The organism is Streptomyces sp. CA-106110, from assembly GCF_050936285.1.
Lineage (GTDB): Bacteria > Actinomycetota > Actinomycetes > Streptomycetales > Streptomycetaceae > Streptomyces.
In genome coordinates this window covers 11058759-11082341 of the sequence record NZ_JBNJNB010000001.1, presented here as the reverse complement: position 1 = coordinate 11082341, position 23583 = coordinate 11058759, and the positions used below count along the sequence as shown (strand labels likewise).

Below are 23583 nucleotides of genomic sequence, written 5' to 3'. Positions count from 1 at the left end.
TTGACGGCCTCGCGGATCAGGTCGTCCTGGACGTCACGGACCTTGGCGGTCAGCTGGCGAGGGGGAAAAGTCCGCGCCGACGGAGCGTCGGGCGGCGGCGAGGGTCTGCTTGAAGCTGATGTGCGAGACGGGGAGGTGGGCGCGGTGGGCGGAATCGGCGGCCAGCTGGTGGAGGGCCTGGTAGACGCACAGCATGGCCCACAGTTCCTGCTCGACCATGGCGGGGCTGTTCGAGCGGAGGGTGGCGGTTCGCCCGCCGCGCTGCTCGATTTTGATGTGTTTGAAGATCGTTTCGCTGGTCCAGCGCGCCGTGTACAGCTCCGCCAGCTCGCGGGCGGGCGCCGAGGCCGGGTCGAGCAGCGTGGTGATCAGACAGAACAGCTCGGAGGTCTCCCCGCTCGCCCCGTCCTTATCGAGGGTGGTGGTCAGCACCGTGTACTCGATCACCCGCACCGTGATCCGCGCCCCGCGCGGGCCGTTGAGGTGGGAGAGGTAGGTGCCGTCCGACAGGACGTGATCCACCGGCAAGGTGAAGGAGTCCGAGACGCGCCAAAGGAGTTGGGCGCCCCTGTCCGCGGCGGCCTGCCACAGGCCGAAGGCGGGAAAGCCTCGGTCGGCCATCACGAGCATCCCCGTGTGCAGGTGCACCAGCAGGCGCCGTGCCAGGGTCCGCTCACCCACCGCGAAGGAGTCGAAGACCGCGCCGATCATCGCCTTGGTGCCGCACTCCACCAGTGCCAGCAGCCGTACCTGCGGATACGGACCGGGCCGGCCTCCGTTGGAGGCGCGGGTGTAGGCGGCGGCGTTCGCCTCGCTGTCCGGCACGTCGAGCAGGGAGCCATCCAGGGAAGCCAGGCGCAGGCCACGCCAGAAGGCACCGGGGGTGGCCGGACTCCCGCTCGCCCCTGCGACCCGGTCGAACAACAACCGGAGCGGACCGGGCCCCACTCGCTGGCGGGCCAACGTCAGTGAGCCCGTGCCGGCCGGCCGCCACTCCTCACCCCGTCGACGCGGCCAATGCTCCACCAACTCCCGCAGCACCAGCCCGTATCCGTTTCCCGTGAACAGCCACATCGTGAGCACGAAGTACACCACCAGCCGCGACGGCAAGGACCGAGTCCGCTCCTCCCGCGCCCCAGCCTCGTCAACCACAAAGTCAACCAACTCGGGCGTAAAGGTCCGCGACAGCAGCCCCATCCGGATCCACTCCGGGTACGTCTCACCAGCTATGTGACCCCTCGACACAAGAGCGAGATGATAGGCGATCTTAGACTATCCAAGCGACGTTGGGATCTTGGCCAGGCCTCGAAGGCGTGACGGGACAGCCTTCGGGTCAGGTTTGTCTACGAGACCGCATTGTCAGCACGACCGTCTATCTTCGCTGCATGACACAGACAGATCTTGCTGACTTCCGTCGTGAATGGGCCCGACTTGAATCGTGGCTTGAGGCGCACTCGCCCGCCGACCTGGCGACATTGCGCGGGCCTGCCGACAGCGGACAGCTCGCCGAGCTTGAAGCACGACTGGGATTCCCACTGCACCCGGAGCTGAGGACGCTGTTGGAGCTGCACGACGGAGGCGCTGCTCCCTCAGCCTGCCCCGGGATGAGTGCAGCAGCTCTGCATGCCGGGGCCTTCCTTCCGTTGGGCCATCGGATGAGCGGTGTGGACGACATCCTCGAGGAATACGACATACTCGTGGACGTCGGCGAGGACAACATCGACGCCGACCTCTGGGATGAAGAGGCCCTGGCGGTGAATCTGCATCGATGCGTGCCTTTCGCGCTGCCCAACGATGGTGGTGTCGCCTTCGTCGATCACCGACCCGGCCCTTCGTACGGGCATGTCTATGAGATGGGCATCGGATCGGGAGATCTGGAGGGGACGCTCTGGGCGACCAGCCTCACTGAGTTCTTCCGCGCGTTGGCCGATGCTCTGGAGACGGGCACTCCTTTCCTGGATCACTGGCCCGCGCCCTACGAAGACGGGTCGGGCCACCGTTGCCTCGATTGGGGAATCCGGCCCTGAGCGTGAAGTCGGGGCGTTGGCCTGACAGTTGGCTGTCGGTGGCGATAGCCCTTGGCGTGTGAGGTACGCGCAGGGCGACGGGCTGACCGGCGCCGAGAGGGCCGGGCGGAAGCGGATCCGGCTGCAGACCCCAACGCCTTCGAACCTGGCCTCACCCGGACCGGACGCCACGCCGCCGCCGTACAGCGAGGACCCCATCAGGCGCCCGTAGGTCGCGTTGCACTGGAGGAGAATGTCGTCATGCCACCTACCTCTCCCGCGTCGCGGCTCGTGGCTGGGGCCGCCAGGGCCCGGCTGCGCCCTCTTGGACTTCGCCGGCGCGGCCAGTCCCGCCTTTGGCTGGACGACCATGGTTGGTGGCTGGGGCTCGTCGAGTTTCCTTCACCCAGCTGGAGCCAGGGCAGTGGACTGCACGTCGGAGCGATGTGGCTGTGGCAGGACGTTGAGCACTTCGCATTCCACCTCAGTGAGCGCCTGAGTGGTACCGAGGACTACCGCAGTGACGAGCAGTTCGCGGCGGTCGCAGAAGATCTTGCACTTCGGGCAGAGACACAGGTGCAGAAGCTCCGACACCAGTTCCCCGATGTTCAGTCGGTGGCGCGGTACTTGGCTGTCCAACCGGTGAGGCGCGGGTGGTTCTGGGAGCCGTGGCACGCCGGGGTCGCGGCAGCGCTCGTCGGTGACGTTGCCGTGGCGCAGGAGCGATTCGCCACGGTCCTCGAGGAGGAGCCCGTCGCCCCTTGGATGGAGAGTGCTCAGCAGACCGTGCGGGAACTGAGGGGCATGGTGCGCGACAGGAGCGCCATCAGGGCCTGGGCGCTGAGCAGCATCACCTCGTGCCGAGAAAGGCTGCGCCTCACCGGCTACGACAAAGAGCTGTTGATCACGTGACGGCTGATCCCCGGGAGGATCGGGCTCGGTGGCCGGTGGAGGCCGGCGCCGCCGCGGGCGGAAAGTGCCCAGCCAGAACAGCGCCTCTTCACCCGGTGCGGCCTGCCCAGGGCCGCCGCCAGGTCGCCGTCGGCATCGCGTCCTGGCCTCGGCGGCACTGTGCAGCCTGGCGCTGCGCCGCCTGCCTTTCTCCGCAACTGTCTTTGTCCAAGGCGACGTGCCCAACCAGCCACCCCCGCAGACGGCGGTGCGCCCGGAGATCCTCAGTACGTTTCACACGTCGCGGCGCCGCACGACGACCAGCGCGAGCAGGACCGCGACGAGCGGCCACAGCGCGTACACGATCCAGGAGCCGGCGACCGTGGCGGTGTAGCCGAGGGAATGGGGATCCGGCGGCCAGTTCTGGACCAGGCGCTTCCAGGCGCTGGCCACCATCGCATGGTTGACATCTGCGGACCAGCGCTTGTCCTGGGAGAAGAGGGTGGGCAGCATCACCAGTGCGAAGACGCTGGTGACCATGGTCGCGGCGCTGTGGCGGATCAGGACGCCGAGGCCCAGGCCGACCAGTGCGCAGACCGGGGCCAGCAGCGCGGATGCCGCCAGAGCCCGGAACACTCCGGGGTGGGTGATGGGTACCCCTGTGTGCCGCCCGTTCAGGATGGCCTGGGAGACCAGGAAGGATCCGGTGGAGATGCCTGTCCCGACGGCGGCCCACACGCCGGCGGTGACGACGGCTTTGGCCAACATCACTGAACTGCGGGCAGGTACGGCCACGGTGGTGGTGCGGATCAGGCCGCTGCTGTATTCGCTGGTGACGGTGATGGCGCCGAGGCTGCCGGCGATGAGCATCAGCGTCATGTAGCTGGCAGGCGGATAGGCGTCGAAGGGCAGGAAGTCGGGAGGCTGCCGGGTGCTGGCGCCGGGGCCCTCGAAGTTCTTGTAGTTCGCCAGGGCTGCCACGGCTGCGGACCCGATGACGAACAGGCTGGTGAGGGCGATCGTCCACGGAGTGGAGCGCAGGGACCTCATCTTGATCCACTCGCCGGCCAGGACGTCGCGGAAGCGGGCCGGCGGCTCGGTGATGGGCGCGTGCGAGGTGGTCGAGGGGAGGGAGGTGATCGTGGTCATCGAGGGTGTCCTGCCAGGTATTCAACGCTGTCGGCGGTGAGTTGCATGAACGCTTCCTCCAGTGAGGCGGTAAGGGTGGTCAGCTCGTTCAGCACGATCTGGTTCTCGAAAGCAAGCGCGCCGATCCGCTCCGCGGGCAGCCCGGTCACGGCGAGCTTCGCGGTGCCGGTCGAGTCCTGTAACTCGACCGCTGCGCCTGCGGCGGTCAGCACCGCTGCCAGCGCGGCCGCCTGCGGGCTGCCGACCACGACACTGCGGCAACCGCTACGGGCCGCGAAGTCCCTTACAGACTCTGCCGCGATGAGCCTGCCCCGGCCGATGACGACGAGCTGGTCGGCGGTGTTCTCCATCTCCGACATCAGATGGCTGGAGAGGAAGACAGTGCGCCCCTCGGCGGCCAGCCGCCGGAACAGGCGGCGCATCCAGAAGACTCCCTCCGGATCCATGCCGTTGATCGGCTCGTCGAACATCAGCACGGGCGGATCGCCGAGCAGCGCGGTGGCGATGCCGAGCCGCTGCTTCATGCCGAGCGAGAACCCGCCGATGCGGCGGCTCGCCACCTCGGCGAGCCCTACCTCCTGAAGGACCTCGTCGACCCGGCGCAGCGGGATGCCGTTGCTGCGCGCCAGGGCTGACAGGTGAGCGCTGGCGCTGCGGCCGCCGTGGACCTGGGTGGCGTCCAGGAGAGCGCCGACATGCCGCAGTCCACGGGGGTGAGTGCCGACGGGCACGCCGCTGACGGTGGCGGCACCGGACGTGGGCGCGTCCAGGCCCAGGATCATCCGCAGAGTGGTCGTCTTGCCGGCTCCGTTGGGGCCTAGGAATCCAGTGACTTGACCCGGCCGCACCGTGAAGGACAACTGGTCGACGGCGGTCTTGCTGCCGTAGCGCTTGGTGAGTTCGTTGACGTCGATCACACGGTCAAGCCTGTCGGGAAGTCCCCGACCGGGCATGGGACCGTGGGCGGCAATCGCACCGCCGGGTTAGCCCGCGGGCGTACGTCCCGGGGCCGATGCCGTGCAGGTAGCGGCTGGTTAGTCTCGCAGCATGGACGACTCAATGACCTCTCCGTCGCCTGCCGGGGTTCCGCATCGCAATCCTCCTCTGGAAATAGGCACACCGACGGTGACCAGGACGAAGGTCATGGCCTGGGTCGGGGGTTTCCTGTACCTCTTCCTCCTGCTTCTGCTGCTTGGGGGCGCGCCGCGGGCTTCGGGCACGGTGCACGCGGTGGGGTCGCTGCTGGCTGCGAGCCTGCTCGTCGGTGTGCTGCGACGGATGCCGCTGCTGGCTCTGGGCATGACGCTCTTCGGCGCCATCGCCGTGGTGGCGGTGTTCCCGCCACGCCACGTGCATACGAGCCTGGCGGTGTCGTATCAGGGCGAGTTCCTGTCGTTTCTGGCAGTGGACCTTGTGCTGGGCTTCATCGTCGCCACTCGCACGCGGCGAGCTTCGATCGTCGCCGTCGCCGTGTCTTTCACCGTGCAACTCCTGCTGATCGGCGGCTTCGCGCACGGGGACAACCTGACGGTGAACGGCGTGATCGCCCTCCTCGCGATGGCCGCATCGTGCATGGTCGGCCTGCTCAGCCGCGAGCGTCGCGAGCACGCGGTGGCTCTGCGCGCGCAGGAGGTATCGGAGGCCGTGACCGCCGAACGGCTGCGGATCGCAAGGGAGTTGCACGACATGATCGCCCACAGCATCGGCATTATTGCCATCCAAGCCGGGGTGGGCAGCCGGGTCATCCAGACACAGCCTGCGGAGGCCCGCGAAGCCCTGCGAGCCATCGAGGCCACGAGCAGAGAGACCCTGTCGGGCCTACGCCGCACGTTGGTGGCGCTACGTCAGGCCGACCCGGAGGCTGCGGCATCGATGCAGGCTCTCGCGCCCTCGCCGGGACTGGCGGACATAGAGCGGCTCACGGCGGCGACCGCGGATGCGGGGGTACGCGTCGACGTGCACCTCAGCGGGGAGCAGCGGCCGTTGCCGGCCGACATCGACCTGTCCGCCTACCGTATCGTGCAGGAGGCGCTCACCAACGTGGTCCGTCACGCGGGCACGGGGCATTGCCGGGTGGCCATCGACTACGGGGACGAGGAGCTGTCCGTGGAGGTCGTCGACGACGGGCGCGGCGCCACGAACGGCTCGGCCCATGGCTTCGGCCTCGTGGGCATGCGGGAACGGGTGGGCCTGCTGCACGGCCAACTCATCGCCGGACCACGTCCCGAGGGCGGCTTCCGGGTGGCGGCGACACTGCCACTGCCCCAACCCGTCGCAGTTCCGGCGGAGGCCCGATGACGGTCCGCATCATCCTCGCCGACGACCAGCCATTGGTGCGGTCCGGTCTGCGCGTGCTCATGGCCGACTGCCCCGACCTCGAGGTCGTCGGAGAGGCCGCCACGGGCGCCGAGGCGGTCCAACTGGTCAGCGACATCAGCCCCGACATCGCGGTGATGGACATCAGGATGCCCGGCATGGACGGGATCGAGGCCACGCGCCGGATCACCGCCGGCCCGGCAAAGACCCGCGTCCTCATGCTGACCACCTTCGACGAGGACGACCACGTCTACGGCGCGCTCCGGGCCGGCGCGAGCGGCTTCGTGGTCAAGGACATGGCGCTGGACGACATCCTCGCGGCGATCCGCGTGGTCGCCGCCGGCGACGCACTGATCGCGCCAAGTGTGACGCACCGTCTGATCGCGGATTTCGTCAGGCGCCCTGCGGATCCCCCAGAGCGCTCTCCACGGCCGGTCGAGGGCCTCACCGAGCGGGAACGGGAAGTGCTGACCTTGGTCGGACATGGCCGGTCGAACAGCGAGATCGCGGAGGATCTCTTCATCTCGGTAGCCACCGCCAAGTCGCACGTGTCACGCCTGTTCACCAAACTGGGCGCCCGGGACCGTGTTCAGCTCGTGATCACCGCCTATGAGATGGGGCTGGTAAGACCGCCGCGCTGAGCCCGTCCGTGGGCTCAACGAGGCATTGGGCGCCGTGTTCGCCCCGCACGTGCAGGCTGCGGCGCTTCATCTGTGCGGAGTATCGGCACTGGTTTTCGCAGTGGAGAGCAGGTGCCGGGCGTCTCAGTGGAGGCCCCGGCCTGGCAACTGACCGCCGGTGAGCCGAAGGCTCCTTCCCGTGGCTCAGGGGAGTTGGTGGTGTTGCCGGCTGTCGTTCAGGCCGGGGTGAGGTCGCGAGCGGAAGGTGCGGCGGTAGCTGTCGGGAGGCACGCCGACCGTGCGGTTGAAGTGCCGGCGCAGCGTTGTTGCGGTGCCCATGCCGGTGGCCGCAGCGATGGTGTCGACGGTGTCGTCGGTGGTTTCCAGCAGCTCCTGGGCGTAGCGGATCCGCTGAGTCAGGAGCCATTGCAGCGGGGTGGTACCGGTCACCGACCTGAAATGGCGGCCGAGGTTGCGTGAACTCATGCGTGCCTGGCGGGCCAGATCCTCCACGGTCAGCGGCTGGTCCAGCCGTTCGATCGCCCAAGGGAACAGTTCGGCGAGCGGGTGGTTGTCCGGGGCGGGCGCCGGGGCGGTGACGAACTGGGCCTGGCCGCCGTCCCGGTGTGGTGGCACGACCAGGCGGCGGGCGACGGCGTTGGTGATCGACGAGCCGTGGTCGAGGCGCACGAGGTGCAGACACAGGTCCATGGCGGCGGCTTTGCCGGCGGAGGTGAGCACACTGCCGTTGTCCACGTAGAGGACGTCCGGGTCCACCTTCACCTGGGGGTACCGGTCAGCCAGGGCTTGGGTGTGCGCCCAGTGCGTGGTCGCGCGCCGCCCGTCCAGCAGGCCTGCGGCGGCCAGCACGAACGCGCCCGTGCAAAGGGATGCCACGCGTGCGCCTGCCTCGTGGGCCGCGCGCACTGCGTCGACCAGGTCGGCGGGTGGGGCCTCGTCGACGTCGGCCCAGCCCGGGACGATCACGGTGTCGGCTTTCGTGAGCTGCTCGAACCCGTGATCGGGCTCCAGCCGGAACCAGCCGGCCCGCACGGCGCCCCGGCCGCAGACGTGCAGGTCGTACCAGGGGTCTGCCACCCCGATCGGGGCGGCGCTGAAGACCTCGTAGGCGATGGACAGTTCGAAGTGCAGCATTCCGTCGGTGACGGCCAGCGCGACGGTGGTCACGTCCGGAATTGTACGGGCCATGGCGTTCCGGACACTCGTGTGAGGCACCCACCCTCGACAGGATGTCCACAACGGATCGCAAGAGATCATTTCGAGTGCGGGGGAACCCATGGAATCAGGGCTCAAGGTGGCTGTCTTCGGCGCGTACGGGCACACCGGGCGCTTTGTTGTGGCAGAGCTGCGGGATCGCGGGTTCGTCCCGGCCCTCTCCGGGCGCGACGCCGACAAACTCAAGGCGCTGGCGGCATCCGAAGCCGGACTCGTCGCCCGCCCGGCATCGGTCGACGACCCGGCCTCGCTCGATCGCGCACTGGCCGGTGTGGCGGCCGTGATCAACTGTGCCGGGCCCTTCGCCACGACGGCCGCCCCTGTGATCGAGGCGGCGTTGCGCGCCGGGATCCCGTATGTGGATGTGGCGGCGGAGATCGAGGCCAATGTCGATACGTTCGCGCACTTCACGGAGCGTGCCCGCGCGGCAGGGGCGGTGATCGTCCCGGCCATGGCCTTCTACGGCGGCCTCGGCGATCTGCTGACCACCGCCGCGATGGGCGACTGGACGGCGGCCGACGAGGCGCACATCGCGTACGGGCTCAGCAGTTGGCACCCCACTGCCGGGACGCGTGCAGCGGGCGCCGTCTCCCGGCAGCGGCGAGACGGTCGGCGCGTCCGTTACACGAACGGGCAACTCGAGTACCGCCATGACGATCCGCCGACTCTCAAGTGGCCCTTTCCCGAGCCGATGGGCCCTCGGTCCGTCATCGGGGAGTTCACGATGGCCGACGTCGTCACCGTTCCCAGCCATCTGTCCATCCCCGAAGTGCGCAATTACATGACGATCGAGGCGGCCAAGGACGTGACGGCCCCGAACGCACCCCTGCCGGCCGCGGCCGACGAGCGTGGGCGGTCCGCGCAGACCTTCATAGTCGACGTCGTCGTGCGCCGTGGCGGCAGCGAACAGCGGGCTGTGGCGAGGGGCCAGGACATCTACGCCGTCACCGCGCCGCTCGTTGTGGAAGCGGTAGACCGCATCCTCACGGGACGGACCAGAACGGTCGGTGTCGCCTCCGCCGGCGATATCTTCGACGCACCCGACTTCCTCCGTGCGCTGTCCTCGCACATTTCCCTGGAACTGTGTCCATAGCGGCAGACTGCTCACGCCGTGCGCCGGGCTGTTGTAGTTGGGCCCGCTCCGGCGGGGCGGAGGTGATCCGACATGGGTTGTCGACGCGAACGGTGTTCGAGTGCCGGTAGCCACCCCGCCTCCCTGGGCCGCGTCTCCCCCACCGGCTCCGCGGTTCCCGTGACGGCCCGGGGTCCTGCGGCCCGTTACCCATACCGCTGGGCCGGGACTGTCTGCCGTGCTGTTGGACTCGCGGTCTGTACGGGCATCGCGGCTGCGCACCGCCGCATACATGCTGTCGTTGCTGGTCACGCTTCCACTGTGCGGCGGCCCGTCTCGGGAGCTGGCGGGAAACGGACATCGCATGCCTGCGGCCAGGCATGTCAGCTGTGACGGGTTAGTCGCGTCTGCGTCCGCTGGGCGACGCGAATGCGGCCGCCGACAGCGCAGGCGAAGTCTGAAGGAGCGGGAGGGAGAGGGCAGCCAATGTCTCTTCTCCCCCCTCAACATCACGTCGTGACGCTCGCGTTGTGTCGTGAAGCGTCTTCCTCAGGTTGCCGCTTCAGGGCTCCTCGCCCGCCCGGACGGTCCATCTCGCGCCATTCCGGCCGCAGTCCAGTCAGGTTCGTGGTGAGGAAGTATGCGGCCCCGCATACGAGCAGCACTGAGGGTCCCCTCGTAACGTGGAGTCGGTGATACCAGGGGAAGTTGAGGTTGTCAATCCCCAGAAAGCGTGGAGGACTTCCTTATGCTGCTCGGTCCTCCCGATGCCCCCGCGTCCTGGCCTCGGTGACGGTTCGTTCGAAGTCCACCGGAGCCAGTCCGTCGGCGGCGCTGTGCCTGCGGCGCGTGTTGAAGAAGTCCGTGATCCATATGGCGATCTTCAGCCGGGCCTCGGTGCGGGTGGCGAAGCGGTGCCGGTGGACATACTCGACCTTGATCGATGAGTGGAACGATTCCGCGGCGGCGTTGTCCAGGGCCGAGCCCACACGCCCCATCGACTGCACCACGCCGAGGCGGTCACACAGGCTGTTGTACGCCTCACTGGTGTACTCCCGACCCGCGGTCCGAATGAAAGATCACGCCGTCCACCCTGCCGCCACGCGTCGCGGCGGCCATCTTCAACGACGCGCTGACCAGCAACGCATCGTGCCGAGGACCCATCGCGTAGCCGAGTACCCGGCGCGAGAACGCGTCGTGGACGGACGCGAGGTAGAGCTTGCCCTCATCGGTTTCAATCTCGGTCATATCGCCCCACCACAGCACGTCGGGCGCGATGGCGTCGAAACGACGCAGGACCAGGTCACGGGCAGCTTTCCGCTTGCCTTGGCGAGTCAGATTCCTGCGCCGACGCGGGGGCTTGCGGCCCTGCAGACCGAGCTCGGCCATGATCTCGGCGACGGTGTTCTGCGAGACCTGCCAGCCCTCGGCCCACAGGTCCAGCGTGATCCTCGGCGAACCGTACGTCCGGTGCGACGCGTTGAAGAAGTGAGTGATCCGCTCGGCCAGTGCCGCGCGTCTGACCTCGCGTTTCGTCGGCTGCTCGGGCCGGCGGCGCCACTTGTAGAACCAGGACTCGGACACCCCGAGCGCCCGGCAGGCGACCGTGTGCGGGACATGGTGCTCGGTCCGCTGGCCGGCGATGAAGCCCGCAACCGTCACTTCGTCGCCTCCTTCACCCAGAGGACCACGGAACGCTTGAGGACATCGCGCTCCATCCCGATCTCCGTGTTCTCCTTGCGCAGCTGCTTGTTCTCCTCGCGCAGCCTGCGCAGTTCATCGCGTTCCGACTCGTCGAGCCCGCCAGCGGCCTCCGCGTCCGCGCGGGCCCGGGCCCGATGGACCCACGTCTGCAGCGTGCCCTCATGCACCCCCAGATCCCGCGCGACCTCCGCCGCGGACTTCCCCGTCTCCAACACGATCCGTACCGCACCCGCACGGAACGGCGCGTCGTACGACCTTCGCTTCCCACCCATGACCCTCAAATTCCCCTTCAGTCGCACCTCCACGCTACGAGGGGAAGGTCACTGGAGCGGTTGCGGCGGGAGATGGGCGAGAAGAACAAGCGCATCCGCGAGCTGGAGATGGAGCGTGATGTCTTCAAACGCTGCATGGCCTTGTGGGTGAAGTAGCTGCTGCGGACCCGGCCCAGGTGGCCAGGATGATCAGCGACTGCAAGGCCGGGCAGAACATTCCGCACAACCTCGCGTGCCGTGTGCTGGGCGTGTCGGAGTCGTGGTTCTACAAGTGGCGGGATCGACCCGTCACCGCGCGCGAGGTGCGGCGTGAGGAACTGGCCGACGCGATCAAGCACATCTTCGACACCTCGGGCGGCACCTACGGCTCCCCGAAGATCTGGATCACGCTCATACGGGAGGGATGGCGGGTATCGGTGAACACCGTCGCCAAGCTCATGGCCGAACTCGGCCTGGCCGGACACAAGATACGCCGCAGGCGTGGGCTCACCCGTCCCGGCAGGCGGGCCGCGGCCCCGGACTTCGTGCGCCGTGACTTCACCGCCGACGCACCCGATCAGGTCTGGGCGGGCGACATGACGGAGATCGTCACGAGCGAGGGGAAGCTCTACCTGGCCACCGTGATCGATCTGTTCTCACGCCGCCTGCTCGGCTACGCGATGAGCGCCCACCATGATGCCGAACTCGTCGTGGCCTCCCTGCACATGGCCGCCGCCACCCGAGGCGGCGACGTCAAGGGCGTGATCTTCCACAGCGACAGGGGTTCGGAATACGTCTCTCGCCGGTTCAAGCGGACCTGCCGCCGCCTGGGCGTGACCCAGTCCATGGGCCAACGTCGCTTGATTTAGGCAGCTGATGCCATCTGTCGAGGCGGAGGCGACGTCTCGTCATATGTGGTGATCTGCGGGATGGCTGGGCTGTTCGGTGGTGCGGGGCGTTGGTCTTGGGGGAAGAGCTGGAGCTCGATGGTGTGGGTGACGTGGGTGGTGGCCGGTTCGTCGGGTCGCAGGCTGCGGTAGCCGGTGCCGCTGCGCTTGGTGGCGCGGGGTGCGGCGCGTCCGGGGCGGGGCTTGACGGCCTCGCGGATCAGGTCGTCCTGGACGTCACGGACCTTGGCGGTCAGCTGGCGAGGGGGAAAAGTCCGCGCCGACGGAGCGTCGGGCGGCGGCGAGGGTCTGCTTGAAGCTGATGTGCGAGACGGGGAGGTGGGCGCGGTGGGCGGAATCGGCGGCCAGCTGGTGGAGGGCCTGGTAGACGCACAGCATGGCCCACAGTTCCTGCTCGACCATGGCGGGGCTGTTCGAGCGGAGGGTGGCGGTTCGCCCGCCGCGCTGCTCGATTTTGATGTGTTTGAAGATCGTTTCGCTGGTCCAGCGCGCCGTGTACAGCTCCGCCAGCTCGCGGGCGGGCGCCGAGGCCGGGTCGAGCAGCGTGGTGATCAGACAGAACAGCTCGGAGGTCTCCCCGCTCGCCCCGTCCTTATCGAGGGTGGTGGTCAGCACCGTGTACTCGATCACCCGCACCGTGATCCGCGCCCCGCGCGGGCCGTTGAGGTGGGAGAGGTAGGTGCCGTCCGACAGGACGTGATCCACCGGCAAGGTGAAGGAGTCCGAGACGCGCCAAAGGAGTTGGGCGCCCCTGTCCGCGGCGGCCTGCCACAGGCCGAAGGCGGGAAAGCCTCGGTCGGCCATCACGAGCATCCCCGTGTGCAGGTGCACCAGCAGGCGCCGTGCCAGGGTCCGCTCACCCACCGCGAAGGAGTCGAAGACCGCGCCGATCATCGCCTTGGTGCCGCACTCCACCAGTGCCAGCAGCCGTACCTGCGGATACGGACCGGGCCGGCCTCCGTTGGAGGCGCGGGTGTAGGCGGCGGCGTTCGCCTCGCTGTCCGGCACGTCGAGCAGGGAGCCATCCAGGGAAGCCAGGCGCAGGCCACGCCAGAAGGCACCGGGGGTGGCCGGACTCCCGCTCGCCCCTGCGACCCGGTCGAACAACAACCGGAGCGGACCGGGCCCCACTCGCTGGCGGGCCAACGTCAGTGAGCCCGTGCCGGCCGGCCGCCACTCCTCACCCCGTCGACGCGGCCAATGCTCCACCAACTCCCGCAGCACCAGCCCGTATCCGTTTCCCGTGAACAGCCACATCGTGAGCACGAAGTACACCACCAGCCGCGACGGCAAGGACCGAGTCCGCTCCTCCCGCGCCCCAGCCTCGTCAACCACAAAGTCAACCAACTCGGGCGTAAAGGTCCGCGACAGCAGCCCCATCCGGATCCGCTCCGGGTACGTCTCACCAGCTATGTGACCCCTCGACACAAGAGCGAGATAATAGGCGATCTTAGACTATCCAAGCGACGTTGGTCCATGGGCCGGGTCGGCTCGTGTTTCGACAATGCCGTCAGCGAGGCGTTCAACAGCGTGCTCAAGGTCGAGTACGTTCACCGGCACACCTTCGCCACCCGCACCGAGGCCCGACTGAAGATCGCCACGTGGATCACCGGGTTCTACAACACCCATCGGCTACACAGCGTGTGCGGCTACCGCAGTCCGATCGACTACGAACACGACCACCGGGCCAACTCCGTCCTGGAGCTGGCCGCTTAGAAGATCTCCACAGTTCGAGGGGATTGACAGCACCGCTTTGACATCCGGCGGGAAGTACGTGCCGGAGGACATCCGATTCCAGACCTTGTACAAATTGTTCTTAGGGTCCTTCTCGAACATCTCGATCGACACCCCATCCACGCCGGATGAGCCCTTGTTCCCTCTCACCTTCACCCAGGCGTCCCACACCTCCTGCTTGGAGATGTCGAACGGCTTGGCCGACGCTTTCAACTCGTCCATCCCGCTCCTCCCGGAGAACTTCCGGTTGACCGAACAAACCAGTCACGAACGACCCGGCCCCTCAATGCCGTTGCTTGAATGTCTAAACCAGTTTGGGGATGAGGGTGATGGTCTTCGGCTGGACGCGGCGGGTCGGTTGGCGGGTCCAGCCCTTCGGAGGGTCGGCGTACTTGAGCTTGAAGCGCTTGACCAGGCGGTCGGCCTCGCGGTCGCGACGTGGTCCGATGTCGAGTTTGCGGAGTTTGGCGGCGAGGGTGGCCAGGAACTTCGCGAGTCGGCGTGGGGTGCTCGCGGCCTGCTGGATGACGCTGCGGCGGGCGGCTTTGAGGACTTTGACGAAGGAGATCCGGTCCGGGTCGAGGCGATGCTGGCCGGCGATGTCCACGATCATGCGGGACAGGCAGTGGTGGACGGTCAGGTGGGCCCAGACCTCCTGGTGCACCAGGGCCGGCTCCGCCGAGCGCAGGACCTGCTGCGGGCCGCGCTGGAAGGTCTTGAGTTGGCGGTTCGACAGCTCCGCCTCCCAGCGCTCGTGATAAAGGGCCGCGAGTTCGGCGGCCGGGGCCTGGTCGGGGTCGAGGAGGTCGGTGAGCAGACGGATCGTCTCCCCACTGTTGACCTGGTACTCGATCACCCGCACGGTCACCGTGTGGACCTTACGACCGCCGACCCACTGCGAGATCTCCGCCAAGTAGGTGCCGTCCGGCAGGCGTTCGACCGGGGTGCGCGCGTTGTTCGTCTTCGCGCGGATCAGCACGTGGGCGCCCGCGCCGGTGAACGCCCGCCACACGCCGACCCCCACGAACCCGCGGTCCATGATCACGAGCATGCCAGTCGCGGCGGCAGCGAGAGGCACGGCCAGGTCCTGTTCGCTGTCGACGAGGCCGCCGACCCGCGCGTCCAGCACCGCGTGCGTGCCGATCTCCGTCAAGGTGACCACCCGGACCTGCGGGAACGCCAGCGGACTGCCGTCTTTTGCCACCTGCCCGCCGAACGCTGCCCGGTTCGCCGCCGTGTCCGGGGCGTCCAGGTAGAACCCGTCGACCGCGGCCAGCCGCATCCCACGCCAGAACGACCCGGCAAGCCCGTCCGGAGCCAGCGGACCCGCGACCTTGCGAAACACCGTCTCCAGTACCTGCGGGCCAAGACGCTGCCGCGCCCGGGTGAACGACGACTTGTTCGGAACCGCGCCACCCATCCCCGGGATCGCGCTGACCAGGTTCTCCGCCACGTCGTCATAGGAGTCCTGATGGAACAGGGCCAGCCCCAGCACGAAGTACACCATCGTCCTGACCGGCAGCGCACCCGGCCGCTTGTCCCGTCTCCCGTGCGCGACGACCGCCTCGTCCACCAGCTCCGGCGTCACCCACCGAGTCAACGCCCCCAGCCGCACCTGATCAGATAATCCCACCCACGCGTGACCCATGCCCGACCCAACGAGGGCCAGCCCGCCACGTCACCGCCCCAGAGCGAACTTGTTCGCACATCAAGCAACGGCATTGCCCGGCCCCTTCGCTCCACCTCGATTACCGAGGCTTCCCCACTACTACGAGCCGGTCCGCCAGCGCGCCGCGCAACGGTACTCAGCACCCGGCCGGAGCGCTTCCGCACCAGGCTCTCCCTGTCGCCCCGGCCTCTGAGCCAGGGCAGTATCGCGCCGCGCCTTCCCACGTTCCGCACGGAAGCCGCAGACCGGGCTCGCGCCGCCTTCATGCCGGACACCGCCTGGCCAATACACGGTCACCCGCCAGGCTCATCCCGGGGTCCTGAAGACACCCCGGTTTCGATGTCATCTACTACTTACGACACGTCATCAGCGGTTCACTCGCGTTCGCCTTCCCGGTCCCCACCTGACGCCTGATCAGCGCCTTTCCCCCGGACGCTCACCACGACGGTCTGCCGAGTAGCCGAGGGGAATCTCACCCCTCGGCTCTCACAGAATCCGTGCGTAACAGTCTCCCGTTACACGGCTCTTGCCACTCTGATCACCAGGCCACGGACGCCACTGTGGTCCATCTCCAGTGCGCGAACATGCGGGGGTACCTGTCGGCGATCTCCCACATCTTCTGGAGCGCTTTCCGCAACGCCGCGAGCCTCTTGTACTTCTGACGGATCCACCGCACCAAGTAGGCATTGAGCCTTTCCCGGTAACCGACGGTCGCTGAGGGTGATCGCCTCCGGGAGTTTCGTGGTGCACTCCCAACTCCGGGCAGGCGTAAGGCCCCTGGTAGGAACGATCTTGCGACAGAAAGATCCGACCGAGGGGCCTCACGTGCCGACCAGTGTCACATACACCGCCGTGCTCGATGTCCGGCGCTCCACCGCCGAGCACCTGGCCCGGCTCCTGCGAAGCCATCGAACCGAGGTCGGCACCCGCCGCGGGCGCCGCGCCCTGGGCTGCTTCAAGCAGGCCGTGCTGATCCTGCGCTGGTTCATCGACGGCACCCGTCTGTCCCAACTCGCCCGCGACAACGCCCTGTCCACGTCCACCGCCTACCGATACCTGCACGAAGGACTGACGGTCCTGGCGGCCGGGGCACCGGACCTGGCCACCGCGCTGGAACGGGCGAAGGCGGCCGGCCTGACCCATCTCAATCTGGACGGCACGGTCATCCGCACCGACCGCGTCGCCGCCCCGGGGCCCAACGGGGCAGACCTCTGGTGGTCGGGCAAGCACAAGCATCACGGCGGCAACGTGCAGGTCATCTCCGCCCCGGACGGCTGGCCGATCTGGGTCTCGCCGGTGCGGCCCGGCCGCGAGCACGACACTACCTGCGCCCGCCACCACGGGCTCGTCGATGCTCTGAACCGGCTCGCCGACCAACTGGGCACACTGACCCTGGTCGACCTCGGCTACGAGAACGCCGGAGACGGCTTCCGTCACCCGGTCAAGAAGCCCGCGGGCGGTGAACTCACCGAAGCCCAGCAGACCTTCAACAAGGCCATCCGAGGCATCCACGGGATGTGCGAACGCGCGAATGCCCTGCTTAAGACCACTTTCAAGGCCCTGCGGCGGGTCAGCCTCGATCCCAGCCGCATCACCCAGATCGCCGCCGCGGCCCTCGTCCTGCTCCAGCTCGAATACGACCGCACCATCTGAACGATCACACACAGACATGAGGGCTTACCGGGAAACGCTCATTGATGCGCATCAAGAGGGGATTCAGTGCCGACCGGTAGAACCGACCGAAATACTGCATCCAGCCCCGCACGGCCGGATTGATCCGTCGTGCAAGCTCGACGAAGGAGAGATCGGACCGAGTGTGGAGCCGCCAACTGCGGACTTCCGCACTGATCCTCTTCAGAGCTTCCTTACTGATCGCCGGCTCGAACGACGTGGACCGCCGTCCGTGCCTGTTCCGGCTCTCGCGTGCGCGAAACGTATACCCGAGAAAAGTGGCTCTCCGGGTATGGGTGTGGGTGACTGGGTGTGATCTCGGCGTCAATGTGTTGACCGGGTTGGATGGTTCCGTCCCAGGGCGGTGGAATGCAGGACGCGCACGGGGTGGACCGTAGGTTTGGAGGTTGTCGAAGACCGTCCTGACCTGCCGGAGAGCCAGCGCCGTGCGCGTTACCACTGCATTCAACCGCCTTCTGGACCTTCCCGGCGCGAGCGTCACCGACGTGTCGTTCGGCGAGGACCGCGTGATCGTGGACGTGGTGCTGACCCGTCGGCGTCTGGTCTGCCCGGAGGCTGGCTGTGACTTCACCGCTGCGTCGCGGTACGACACCCGGCCGGTCTCCTCCTGCTGGCGGCATCTGGACCTGGGCCGCTGGGGCCTGGTCCTGCGTGCAAACCTTCGCCGCCTGGACTGTCCCCAGCACGGTGTCAAGATCGAGGCCGTCCCCTTCGCCAGGCACCGCTCCGGCTTCACCCGAGACTTCGAGGACGTCGTCGCCTACCTGGCCACCCGCACCGACAAGACCACCATCACCCGCCTGCAGCGCGTCGACTGGGACACTGTGGGCCGCATCTGCGCCCGCGTGGTCACCGACGGCCTGGACACCGACCGGCTCGACGGCCTGGTCGCCATCGGCGTCGACGAAGTGAGCTGGAAGAAGCACCACAACTACCTCACCTTGGTCGCCGACCACACCGGGAAGAAGATCGTCTGGGGCGCCGAGGGCAAGGACAGCGAGACGCTCGACCGGTTCTTCGCCGAGCTCGGCCCCGAGCGTGCCGCACGACTGGCCGCGGTGAGCATGGACATGGGCCCGGCCTTCGCCAAGAGCGTCCGCGAGAAGGGCCACGCCCCGCAGGCCGCGATCTGCATCGACCCCTTCCACGCCGTCAAGCTCGTCGGCGACGCCCTGGACACTGTGCGCCGCGAAGCCTGGAACGAGATGCGCGGGCTCGGCGACCAGGAAGGAGCGAAGAAGTTCAAGGGCGCCCGCTGGTCGCTGCTCAAGAACCCGGAGAACCTCACCGACGAACAGGCATCCACACTCCGCAAGCTCCGCCGCAAAGGCGGCGGCATCTGGCGGGCCTACCGCCTCAAGGAGTCCTTCCGGGCCATCTTCGCCGGCGACCTGAACGCCGACGAGGCCGCCGAGTTGATCGACCGCTGGACCTCCCAGGCCCAGCGTTCCCAGCTCCCCGCCTTCATCAAGGTCGCCAAGACCATCCGCAAGTTCCGCGACGGGATCCTCGCCTCGATCCGCATGAAGATCAACAATGGGCGGGCGGAGGGCCTCAACAACCACGTCCGCCTACTGGTCCGACGCGCCTACGGCTTCCACACCGCCACAGCCGCACTCTCCCTGGTCATGCTCACCTGCGGACCCATCACCCTCGTCCTACCCTGGGAGCGCCCCCCAACTCGCACCGGCTGACCCACACCGATGCCGGGAGAGCCAGAAAAGTGAACTCCGTCTGCCCGAAAGGCCGTCGGCGCTTACCGTCCCGGCAGTACACGATCTTGGTCTTGTCGGGGTGCAAGCGCAGCCCGACCTCCTCCATCCTGTCCGTCAGCGACGCCAGCACTTCGCGGGCCTGACGCTCCGACACGCAGTGCACGACTGCGTCGTCGGCATAGCGCTCGAACGTGATACCCGGCCATTTACGGGCGAGCCACAAGTCGAACGCGTAGTGGAGAAACAGGTTCGCCAGCACGGGCGAAACCGCTGACCCCTGGGGAGTCCCACGATTCCGCTCTTGCAAGGTGCCATCGGGCAGTTGAAGCGGAGCTTGGAGCCACCGCTTCACATACAGCACTACCCAACGGGCATCGGTGTGCGCTTCCACGGCTTTGACGATGAGGTCCCACCGGACGCTGTCGAAGAACTTCTGGACATCGAGATCGATCACCCAGTCCCTCTTCCAGCAGCGTTGACGGCAGCGTTCCACCGCCTCCAAGGCCGATCGTCCGGGCCGGTAGCCGTAGGAGTCTTCATGGAATACGGGTTCGACCCGGTCCATCAGATGCCTGGCCACCACCGTCTGGGCGATTCTGTCGGCCACCGTGGGCACGCCCAAGATCCCAACGTCGCTTGGATAGTCTAAGATCGCCTATCATCTCGCTCTTGTGTCGAGGGGTCACATAGCTGGTGAGACGTACCCGGAGTGGATCCGGATGGGGCTGCTGTCGCGGACCTTTACGCCCGAGTTGGTTGACTTTGTGGTTGACGAGGCTGGGGCGCGGGAGGAGCGGACTCGGTCCTTGCCGTCGCGGCTGGTGGTGTACTTCGTGCTCACGATGTGGCTGTTCACGGGAAACGGATACGGGCTGGTGCTGCGGGAGTTGGTGGAGCATTGGCCGCGTCGACGGGGTGAGGAGTGGCGGCCGGCCGGCACGGGCTCACTGACGTTGGCCCGCCAGCGAGTGGGGCCCGGTCCGCTCCGGTTGTTGTTCGACCGGGTCGCAGGGGCGAGCGGGAGTCCGGCCACCCCCGGTGCCTTCTGGCGTGGCCTGCGCCTGGCTTCCCTGGATGGCTCCCTGCTCGACGTGCCGGACAGCGAGGCGAACGCCGCCGCCTACACCCGCGCCTCCAACGGAGGCCGGCCCGGTCCGTATCCGCAGGTACGGCTGCTGGCACTGGTGGAGTGCGGCACCAAGGCGATGATCGGCGCGGTCTTCGACTCCTTCGCGGTGGGTGAGCGGACCCTGGCACGGCGCCTGCTGGTGCACCTGCACACGGGGATGCTCGTGATGGCCGACCGAGGCTTTCCCGCCTTCGGCCTGTGGCAGGCCGCCGCGGACAGGGGCGCCCAACTCCTTTGGCGCGTCTCGGACTCCTTCACCTTGCCGGTGGATCACGTCCTGTCGGACGGCACCTACCTCTCCCACCTCAACGGCCCGCGCGGGGCGCGGATCACGGTGCGGGTGATCGAGTACACGGTGCTGACCACCACCCTCGATAAGGACGGGGCGAGCGGGGAGACCTCCGAGCTGTTCTGTCTGATCACCACGCTGCTCGACCCGGCCTCGGCGCCCGCCCGCGAGCTGGCGGAGCTGTACACGGCGCGCTGGACCAGCGAAACGATCTTCAAACACATCAAAATCGAGCAGCGCGGCGGGCGAACCGCCACCCTCCGCTCGAACAGCCCCGCCATGGTCGAGCAGGAACTGTGGGCCATGCTGTGCGTCTACCAGGCCCTCCACCAGCTGGCCGCCGATTCCGCCCACCGCGCCCACCTCCCCGTCTCGCACATCAGCTTCAAGCAGACCCTCGCCGCCGCCCGACGCTCCGTCGGCGCGGACTTTTCCCCCTCGCCAGCTGACCGCCAAGGTCCGTGACGTCCAGGACGACCTGATCCGCGAGGCCGTCAAGCCCCGCCCCGGACGCGCCGCACCCCGCGCCACCAAGCGCAGCGGCACCGGCTACCGCAGCCTGCGACCCGACGAACCGGCCACCACCCACGTCACCCACACCATCGAGCTCCAGCTCTTCCCCCAAGACCAACGCCCCGCACCACCGAACAGCCCAGCCATCCCGCAGATCACCACATATGACGAGACGTCGCCTCCGCCTCGACAGATGGCATCAGCTGCCTAAATCAAGCGACGTTGCCCAAGATCCTGACGCCGCCTTCGGGAGACGACTTGGGAATCTCCACCGCACGCACCGGCGGCGGGAAGTACGTCCCTGACGACATCCTGTTCCAGATCTTATAAAGGTTGCCCTTCAGATCCTTCTCGAAGTCCCCAATGGAGCGACTGTCCACGCCGGGCGCGCCTCTGTTCGCTTTCACCACTTCGTACGCCCCCCAGACTTCCCGTTTCGAAATGTCAAACGGCTTGCCTGATGAATTCAACGCGTCCATATAGGTCCTCCCGGGAAGCCCGGTTGTCTAGATAAACAACGTCACGAATGGCCCGGTCCCTTCGCTCCACTCTCATTACAAGAGCTTCTTCACTACTACGAACCGGTCCGCCAGCGCGCCCCGCGTCGGTACTCGATCCCTTGTGGTGTCCGCCACTTGGGACACTCCCTCTCACCCGCCCGAGGACAGGGCAGTATCGAGGCGCGCCTTCTCCTGTTCCATGCGAGAGCGGCAGACCGGGCTCACGTCGTCTACATGCCGGACACCACCTGGCCAGTAAGCGGATTCCCGCCAGGCTCTTCCCGGAGTTGGCTAAAGACCCCGGTTTTGATGCCATCTGTCTGCTTAACGACACTTCAGCAACGATTCGCTTGCGCTCGTCTTCCCGATCCCCACCTGACGCCTCTTGAGCGCCTTTTCCTCATCGCTCACCACGACAGTCTTCGGCTAACGCGGCATGAGGTCGAGTAGCCGGGGGGAATTTCACCCCCCGGCCCTCACAGATCCCGGCGTGACAGTCTCCCGTCACCGGGCTCTTGTCATCCTGATCACCAGAACGTGGGAACCCATGCCCAATGGGCGAAGAGCCTGGGGTACTGACGGGTGATACGCCGCCAGCACGCATGGGCCTTCTTGAAGGTCCGCAGCCGCTTGAACTTCTTGCGGATCCAGCGCATCAAGTAGGCGTTGATGCGCTCCAGGAGGGGAAGCAGCGCCGTCCGGTAGAACGCACCGAAGTACTGCATCCAGCCCCGAACGATCGGATTGATCGCCCGTGCGAGCTCGGCGAAGGTCCGGCCGATCTGTCGGTGAAGCCGCCATTGCCGCACTTCACCACTGATCTTCTTCGAGGATTCCTTGCTGATCGCCGGCAGGAACGAGGTGAACCTCTCCCCATTCCTGTCGATGGCCTTGCGAGCCCGGAAAGTGAACCCCAGGAAGGTGAACTCCGTCTGCCCGTACGGACGTCGGCGCTTATTACCATCCCGGCAGTACACGATCTTGGTCTTGTCGGGATGCAGCCGCAACCCAACTTCCCTCATCCTGTTCGCGATTGCCTCCCGTAGTTTCCGGGCCTGACCCTCGCTGACACAGTGCACAACACCGTCGTCTGCGTACCGTTCGAACGGTACGCCCGGATACTCCCGGGCCATCCACATGTCGAACGCATAATGCATGAACAGGTTAGCCAAAACAGGCGAAATCGCAGAACCCTGCGGGGTTCCGCGATCGCGCTGCTGCAAGGTCCCGTCAGGCAGTTGCAACGGCGCCTCAAGCCACCGCCGCACATACAGAACTACCCAGGGGAGATCCGTGTGGGCCCGAACCGCTTTGACGACAAGGTCCCAGGGCACGCTGTCAAAGAATTTCTGGATGTCCAGATCGATCACCCAGTCATACTTCCAACAGCGTTTCCGGCACGCCGCGACCGCATCCAACGCGGACCGCCCAGGACGGTAGCCGTAGGAGTCCTGATGGAAGATCGGTTCGACCTTCTCTTCAAGACGCCGGGCTACTACCGTTTGAGCGATTCGGTCAGCCACGGTGGGCACACCGAGCAAACGAACCCCACCACCATGCGACTTCGGGATCTCCACACCCTTCACCGGAGGCGGAAAGTAACTCCCCGAAGACAGACGATTCCAGATTCGATAGAGATTACCCTTCAGATCCTTCTCGAAGTCCTCGATGGAGCGCCCGTCCACCCCTGCCGCACCCTTGTTCGCCTTGACCTTCTCGTACGCCTCCTGAACCTCCCACTTCGAGATCTCAAACGGCTTGTCCGATGATTTCAACTGGTCCACCCAGCTCCTCCCGGAGAACTTCCGGTTGACCGAACGAACAATCAGTCACGGATGACCCGGCCCCTTCGCTCCCCCTTCATTACAAAGGGTTCCTCACTACTACGAGCCGGTCCGCCAGCACACCCCGCGTCGGTACTCAAACCCTCACGGTTCTTCCGCTTGGGCCGCTCCCTCTCGCCACCCGCATGACTCAAGCGGCACTATCAGGGCATGCCTTCTCACGTTCCATGCGAGAGCCGCAGATCAGGCTCACGTCGCCTCCGTGCCGGACACCGCCTGGCCAGTAGACGGGACTCCCGCCAGACTTATCCCGGAGCAACCACAAATCTCCGGTTCTGATGTCACCTGTTTTCTAACGACACTTCAGCAGCGATTCACTTGCGTTCGTCTTCCTGATCCCCACCT

The 23583-nt window shown here is 66.9% G+C and carries 23 protein-coding genes and 1 pseudogene; 10 read left to right on the top strand and 14 right to left on the bottom strand.

From position 1 onward, the window contains the following. Positions 1-33: 33 nt before the first annotated feature. Entirely contained in the window at positions 34-1197 is a 1164-nt protein-coding gene (locus ACQEXA_RS51105) for an IS4 family transposase (RefSeq protein WP_432933394.1), read from the bottom strand. A gap of 188 nt (positions 1198-1385) precedes the next feature. On the opposite strand from ACQEXA_RS51105, the gene ACQEXA_RS51100 reads away from it, so the two are divergent. Further along, a complete protein-coding gene (locus tag ACQEXA_RS51100; RefSeq protein ID WP_432922967.1) occupies positions 1386-2027 on the top strand; it encodes an SMI1/KNR4 family protein in 642 nt (213 codons plus the stop codon). 240 nt (positions 2028-2267) lie between these two features. Continuing rightward, complete coding sequence (locus tag ACQEXA_RS51095) at positions 2268-2918, top strand: hypothetical protein (RefSeq protein ID WP_433133438.1); 651 nt, start codon at positions 2268-2270, stop codon at positions 2916-2918. 273 nt (positions 2919-3191) lie between these two features. Here ACQEXA_RS51095 and ACQEXA_RS51090 read toward each other — a convergent pair whose 3' ends face one another. Together ACQEXA_RS51090 and ACQEXA_RS51085 are read right to left on the bottom strand one after the other, a co-directional pair. Further along, on the bottom strand, positions 3192-4046 hold the full coding sequence (locus tag ACQEXA_RS51090) for an ABC transporter permease (protein WP_432922971.1): 855 nt from the start codon (positions 4044-4046) through the stop codon (positions 3192-3194). Continuing rightward, positions 4043-4963, bottom strand: a complete 921-nt coding sequence (locus ACQEXA_RS51085) for an ABC transporter ATP-binding protein (protein WP_433133436.1) — start codon at positions 4961-4963, stop codon at positions 4043-4045. Before ACQEXA_RS51085 ends, ACQEXA_RS51090 begins: the two co-directional genes overlap by 4 nt. A gap of 208 nt (positions 4964-5171) precedes the next feature. Between ACQEXA_RS51085 and ACQEXA_RS51080 the strand changes: the two genes are divergently transcribed. Continuing rightward, positions 5172-6344 carry a histidine kinase gene (locus ACQEXA_RS51080; RefSeq protein ID WP_433133434.1) on the top strand — a complete coding sequence of 391 codons (1173 nt, stop codon included), beginning with the start codon at positions 5172-5174 and terminating at the stop codon, positions 6342-6344. Next, positions 6341-7003: a response regulator gene (locus ACQEXA_RS51075; protein WP_433133432.1), complete on the top strand. Its 663-nt coding sequence runs from the start codon at positions 6341-6343 to the stop codon at positions 7001-7003. Before ACQEXA_RS51080 ends, ACQEXA_RS51075 begins: the two co-directional genes overlap by 4 nt. A 183-nt stretch (positions 7004-7186) precedes the next feature. On the opposite strand, the gene ACQEXA_RS51070 is transcribed toward ACQEXA_RS51075, so the two are convergent. Continuing rightward, positions 7187-8191, bottom strand: coding sequence for a helix-turn-helix domain-containing protein (locus tag ACQEXA_RS51070; protein ID WP_433133430.1), 1005 nt, complete (start codon positions 8189-8191; stop codon positions 7187-7189). A gap of 88 nt (positions 8192-8279) precedes the next feature. Between ACQEXA_RS51070 and ACQEXA_RS51065 the strand changes: the two genes are divergently transcribed. Next, positions 8280-9311: a saccharopine dehydrogenase family protein gene (locus tag ACQEXA_RS51065; RefSeq protein WP_432922989.1), complete on the top strand. Its 1032-nt coding sequence runs from the start codon at positions 8280-8282 to the stop codon at positions 9309-9311. A gap of 488 nt (positions 9312-9799) precedes the next feature. Here ACQEXA_RS51065 and ACQEXA_RS51060 read toward each other — a convergent pair. The 4 genes and pseudogenes from ACQEXA_RS51060 to ACQEXA_RS51045 all read right to left on the bottom strand — a co-directional run. After that, positions 9800-9955, bottom strand: a pseudogene (locus ACQEXA_RS51060) (MFS transporter); the annotation flags it as partial. Positions 9956-10036: 81 nt separating this feature from the next. Then, positions 10037-10297, bottom strand: coding sequence for an integrase core domain-containing protein (locus ACQEXA_RS51055; RefSeq protein WP_433134790.1), 261 nt, complete (start codon positions 10295-10297; stop codon positions 10037-10039). Between the two features lie 34 nt (positions 10298-10331). Further along, positions 10332-10952: an IS3 family transposase gene (locus ACQEXA_RS51050; RefSeq protein ID WP_433133428.1), complete on the bottom strand. Its 621-nt coding sequence runs from the start codon at positions 10950-10952 to the stop codon at positions 10332-10334. Further along, positions 10949-11266 (bottom strand): transposase, encoded by a 318-nt coding sequence (locus ACQEXA_RS51045; protein WP_433133427.1) that lies wholly within the window; start codon positions 11264-11266, stop codon positions 10949-10951. Before ACQEXA_RS51045 ends, ACQEXA_RS51050 begins: the two co-directional genes overlap by 4 nt. 185 nt (positions 11267-11451) lie before the next feature. Between ACQEXA_RS51045 and ACQEXA_RS51040 the strand changes: the two genes are divergently transcribed. Continuing rightward, on the top strand, positions 11452-12114 hold the full coding sequence (locus ACQEXA_RS51040) for an IS3 family transposase (RefSeq protein ID WP_433133425.1): 663 nt from the start codon (positions 11452-11454) through the stop codon (positions 12112-12114). A 255-nt stretch (positions 12115-12369) separates the two neighbouring features. On the opposite strand, the gene ACQEXA_RS51035 is transcribed toward ACQEXA_RS51040, so the two are convergent. Next, on the bottom strand, positions 12370-13533 hold the full coding sequence (locus tag ACQEXA_RS51035; protein WP_432933394.1) for an IS4 family transposase: 1164 nt from the start codon (positions 13531-13533) through the stop codon (positions 12370-12372). Between the two features lie 96 nt (positions 13534-13629). Between ACQEXA_RS51035 and ACQEXA_RS51030 the strand changes: the two genes are divergently transcribed. Next, complete coding sequence (locus ACQEXA_RS51030; RefSeq protein WP_433133423.1) at positions 13630-13869, top strand: integrase core domain-containing protein; 240 nt, start codon at positions 13630-13632, stop codon at positions 13867-13869. Positions 13870-14191: 322 nt separating this feature from the next. On the opposite strand, the gene ACQEXA_RS51025 is transcribed toward ACQEXA_RS51030, so the two are convergent. Continuing rightward, on the bottom strand, positions 14192-15535 hold the full coding sequence (locus tag ACQEXA_RS51025; protein ID WP_433128925.1) for an IS4 family transposase: 1344 nt from the start codon (positions 15533-15535) through the stop codon (positions 14192-14194). Between the two features lie 846 nt (positions 15536-16381). Here ACQEXA_RS51025 and ACQEXA_RS51020 point away from each other — a divergent pair. Next, on the top strand, positions 16382-17209 hold the full coding sequence (locus ACQEXA_RS51020) for an HARBI1 family protein (protein WP_433133421.1): 828 nt from the start codon (positions 16382-16384) through the stop codon (positions 17207-17209). A gap of 4 nt (positions 17210-17213) precedes the next feature. Here the strand turns inward: ACQEXA_RS51020 and ACQEXA_RS51015 are convergent, their stop codons facing one another. Next, positions 17214-17687: a group II intron maturase-specific domain-containing protein gene (locus ACQEXA_RS51015; protein ID WP_433134789.1), complete on the bottom strand. Its 474-nt coding sequence runs from the start codon at positions 17685-17687 to the stop codon at positions 17214-17216. Here ACQEXA_RS51015 and ACQEXA_RS51010 point away from each other — a divergent pair. Further along, the gene (locus ACQEXA_RS51010; protein ID WP_432920608.1) at positions 17674-18942 is read left to right on the top strand and encodes an ISL3 family transposase; all 1269 of its coding nucleotides are present in this window, start codon (positions 17674-17676) and stop codon (positions 18940-18942) included. The genes ACQEXA_RS51015 and ACQEXA_RS51010 overlap by 14 nt on opposite strands. Here the strand turns inward: ACQEXA_RS51010 and ACQEXA_RS51005 are convergent. Then, on the bottom strand, positions 18896-19579 hold the full coding sequence (locus ACQEXA_RS51005; protein WP_433134788.1) for a reverse transcriptase domain-containing protein: 684 nt from the start codon (positions 19577-19579) through the stop codon (positions 18896-18898). The two genes, ACQEXA_RS51010 and ACQEXA_RS51005, sit on opposite strands and share 47 nt — an antisense overlap. 103 nt (positions 19580-19682) lie before the next feature. Between ACQEXA_RS51005 and ACQEXA_RS51000 the strand changes: the two genes are divergently transcribed. Continuing rightward, entirely contained in the window at positions 19683-20846 is a 1164-nt protein-coding gene (locus ACQEXA_RS51000; RefSeq protein WP_432933394.1) for an IS4 family transposase, read from the top strand. A 260-nt stretch (positions 20847-21106) separates the two neighbouring features. Here the strand turns inward: ACQEXA_RS51000 and ACQEXA_RS50995 are convergent, their stop codons facing one another. Together ACQEXA_RS50995 and ltrA are read right to left on the bottom strand one after the other, a co-directional pair. Further along, on the bottom strand, positions 21107-21373 hold the full coding sequence (locus ACQEXA_RS50995) for a hypothetical protein (protein ID WP_433133419.1): 267 nt from the start codon (positions 21371-21373) through the stop codon (positions 21107-21109). A gap of 548 nt (positions 21374-21921) precedes the next feature. Beyond that, positions 21922-23178 carry a group II intron reverse transcriptase/maturase gene (gene ltrA / locus ACQEXA_RS50990; protein ID WP_432920871.1) on the bottom strand — a complete coding sequence of 419 codons (1257 nt, stop codon included), beginning with the start codon at positions 23176-23178 and terminating at the stop codon, positions 21922-21924. Positions 23179-23583: the final 405 nt, after the last annotated feature.

Excerpts from the sequence above, each read along its gene's own strand:
- ACQEXA_RS51105 (WP_432933394.1), bottom strand. The coding sequence starts at position 1,197 with ATGGGGCTGCTGTCGCGGACCTTTACGCCCGAGTTGGTTGACTTTGTG.
- ACQEXA_RS51100 (WP_432922967.1), top strand. The coding sequence starts at position 1,386 with ATGACACAGACAGATCTTGCTGACTTCCGTCGTGAATGGGCCCGACTT.
- ACQEXA_RS51095 (WP_433133438.1), top strand. The coding sequence starts at position 2,268 with ATGCCACCTACCTCTCCCGCGTCGCGGCTCGTGGCTGGGGCCGCCAGG.
- ACQEXA_RS51090 (WP_432922971.1), bottom strand. The coding sequence starts at position 4,046 with ATGACCACGATCACCTCCCTCCCCTCGACCACCTCGCACGCGCCCATC.
- ACQEXA_RS51075 (WP_433133432.1), top strand. The coding sequence starts at position 6,341 with ATGACGGTCCGCATCATCCTCGCCGACGACCAGCCATTGGTGCGGTCC.
- ACQEXA_RS51070 (WP_433133430.1), bottom strand. The coding sequence starts at position 8,191 with ATGGCCCGTACAATTCCGGACGTGACCACCGTCGCGCTGGCCGTCACC.
- ACQEXA_RS51065 (WP_432922989.1), top strand. The coding sequence starts at position 8,280 with ATGGAATCAGGGCTCAAGGTGGCTGTCTTCGGCGCGTACGGGCACACC.
- ACQEXA_RS51045 (WP_433133427.1), bottom strand. The coding sequence starts at position 11,266 with ATGGGTGGGAAGCGAAGGTCGTACGACGCGCCGTTCCGTGCGGGTGCG.
- ACQEXA_RS51040 (WP_433133425.1), top strand. The coding sequence starts at position 11,452 with ATGATCAGCGACTGCAAGGCCGGGCAGAACATTCCGCACAACCTCGCG.
- ACQEXA_RS51035 (WP_432933394.1), bottom strand. The coding sequence starts at position 13,533 with ATGGGGCTGCTGTCGCGGACCTTTACGCCCGAGTTGGTTGACTTTGTG.
- ACQEXA_RS51030 (WP_433133423.1), top strand. The coding sequence starts at position 13,630 with ATGGGCCGGGTCGGCTCGTGTTTCGACAATGCCGTCAGCGAGGCGTTC.
- ACQEXA_RS51025 (WP_433128925.1), bottom strand. The coding sequence starts at position 15,535 with ATGGGTCACGCGTGGGTGGGATTATCTGATCAGGTGCGGCTGGGGGCG.
- ACQEXA_RS51000 (WP_432933394.1), top strand. The coding sequence starts at position 19,683 with ATGGGGCTGCTGTCGCGGACCTTTACGCCCGAGTTGGTTGACTTTGTG.
- ACQEXA_RS50995 (WP_433133419.1), bottom strand. The coding sequence starts at position 21,373 with ATGGACGCGTTGAATTCATCAGGCAAGCCGTTTGACATTTCGAAACGG.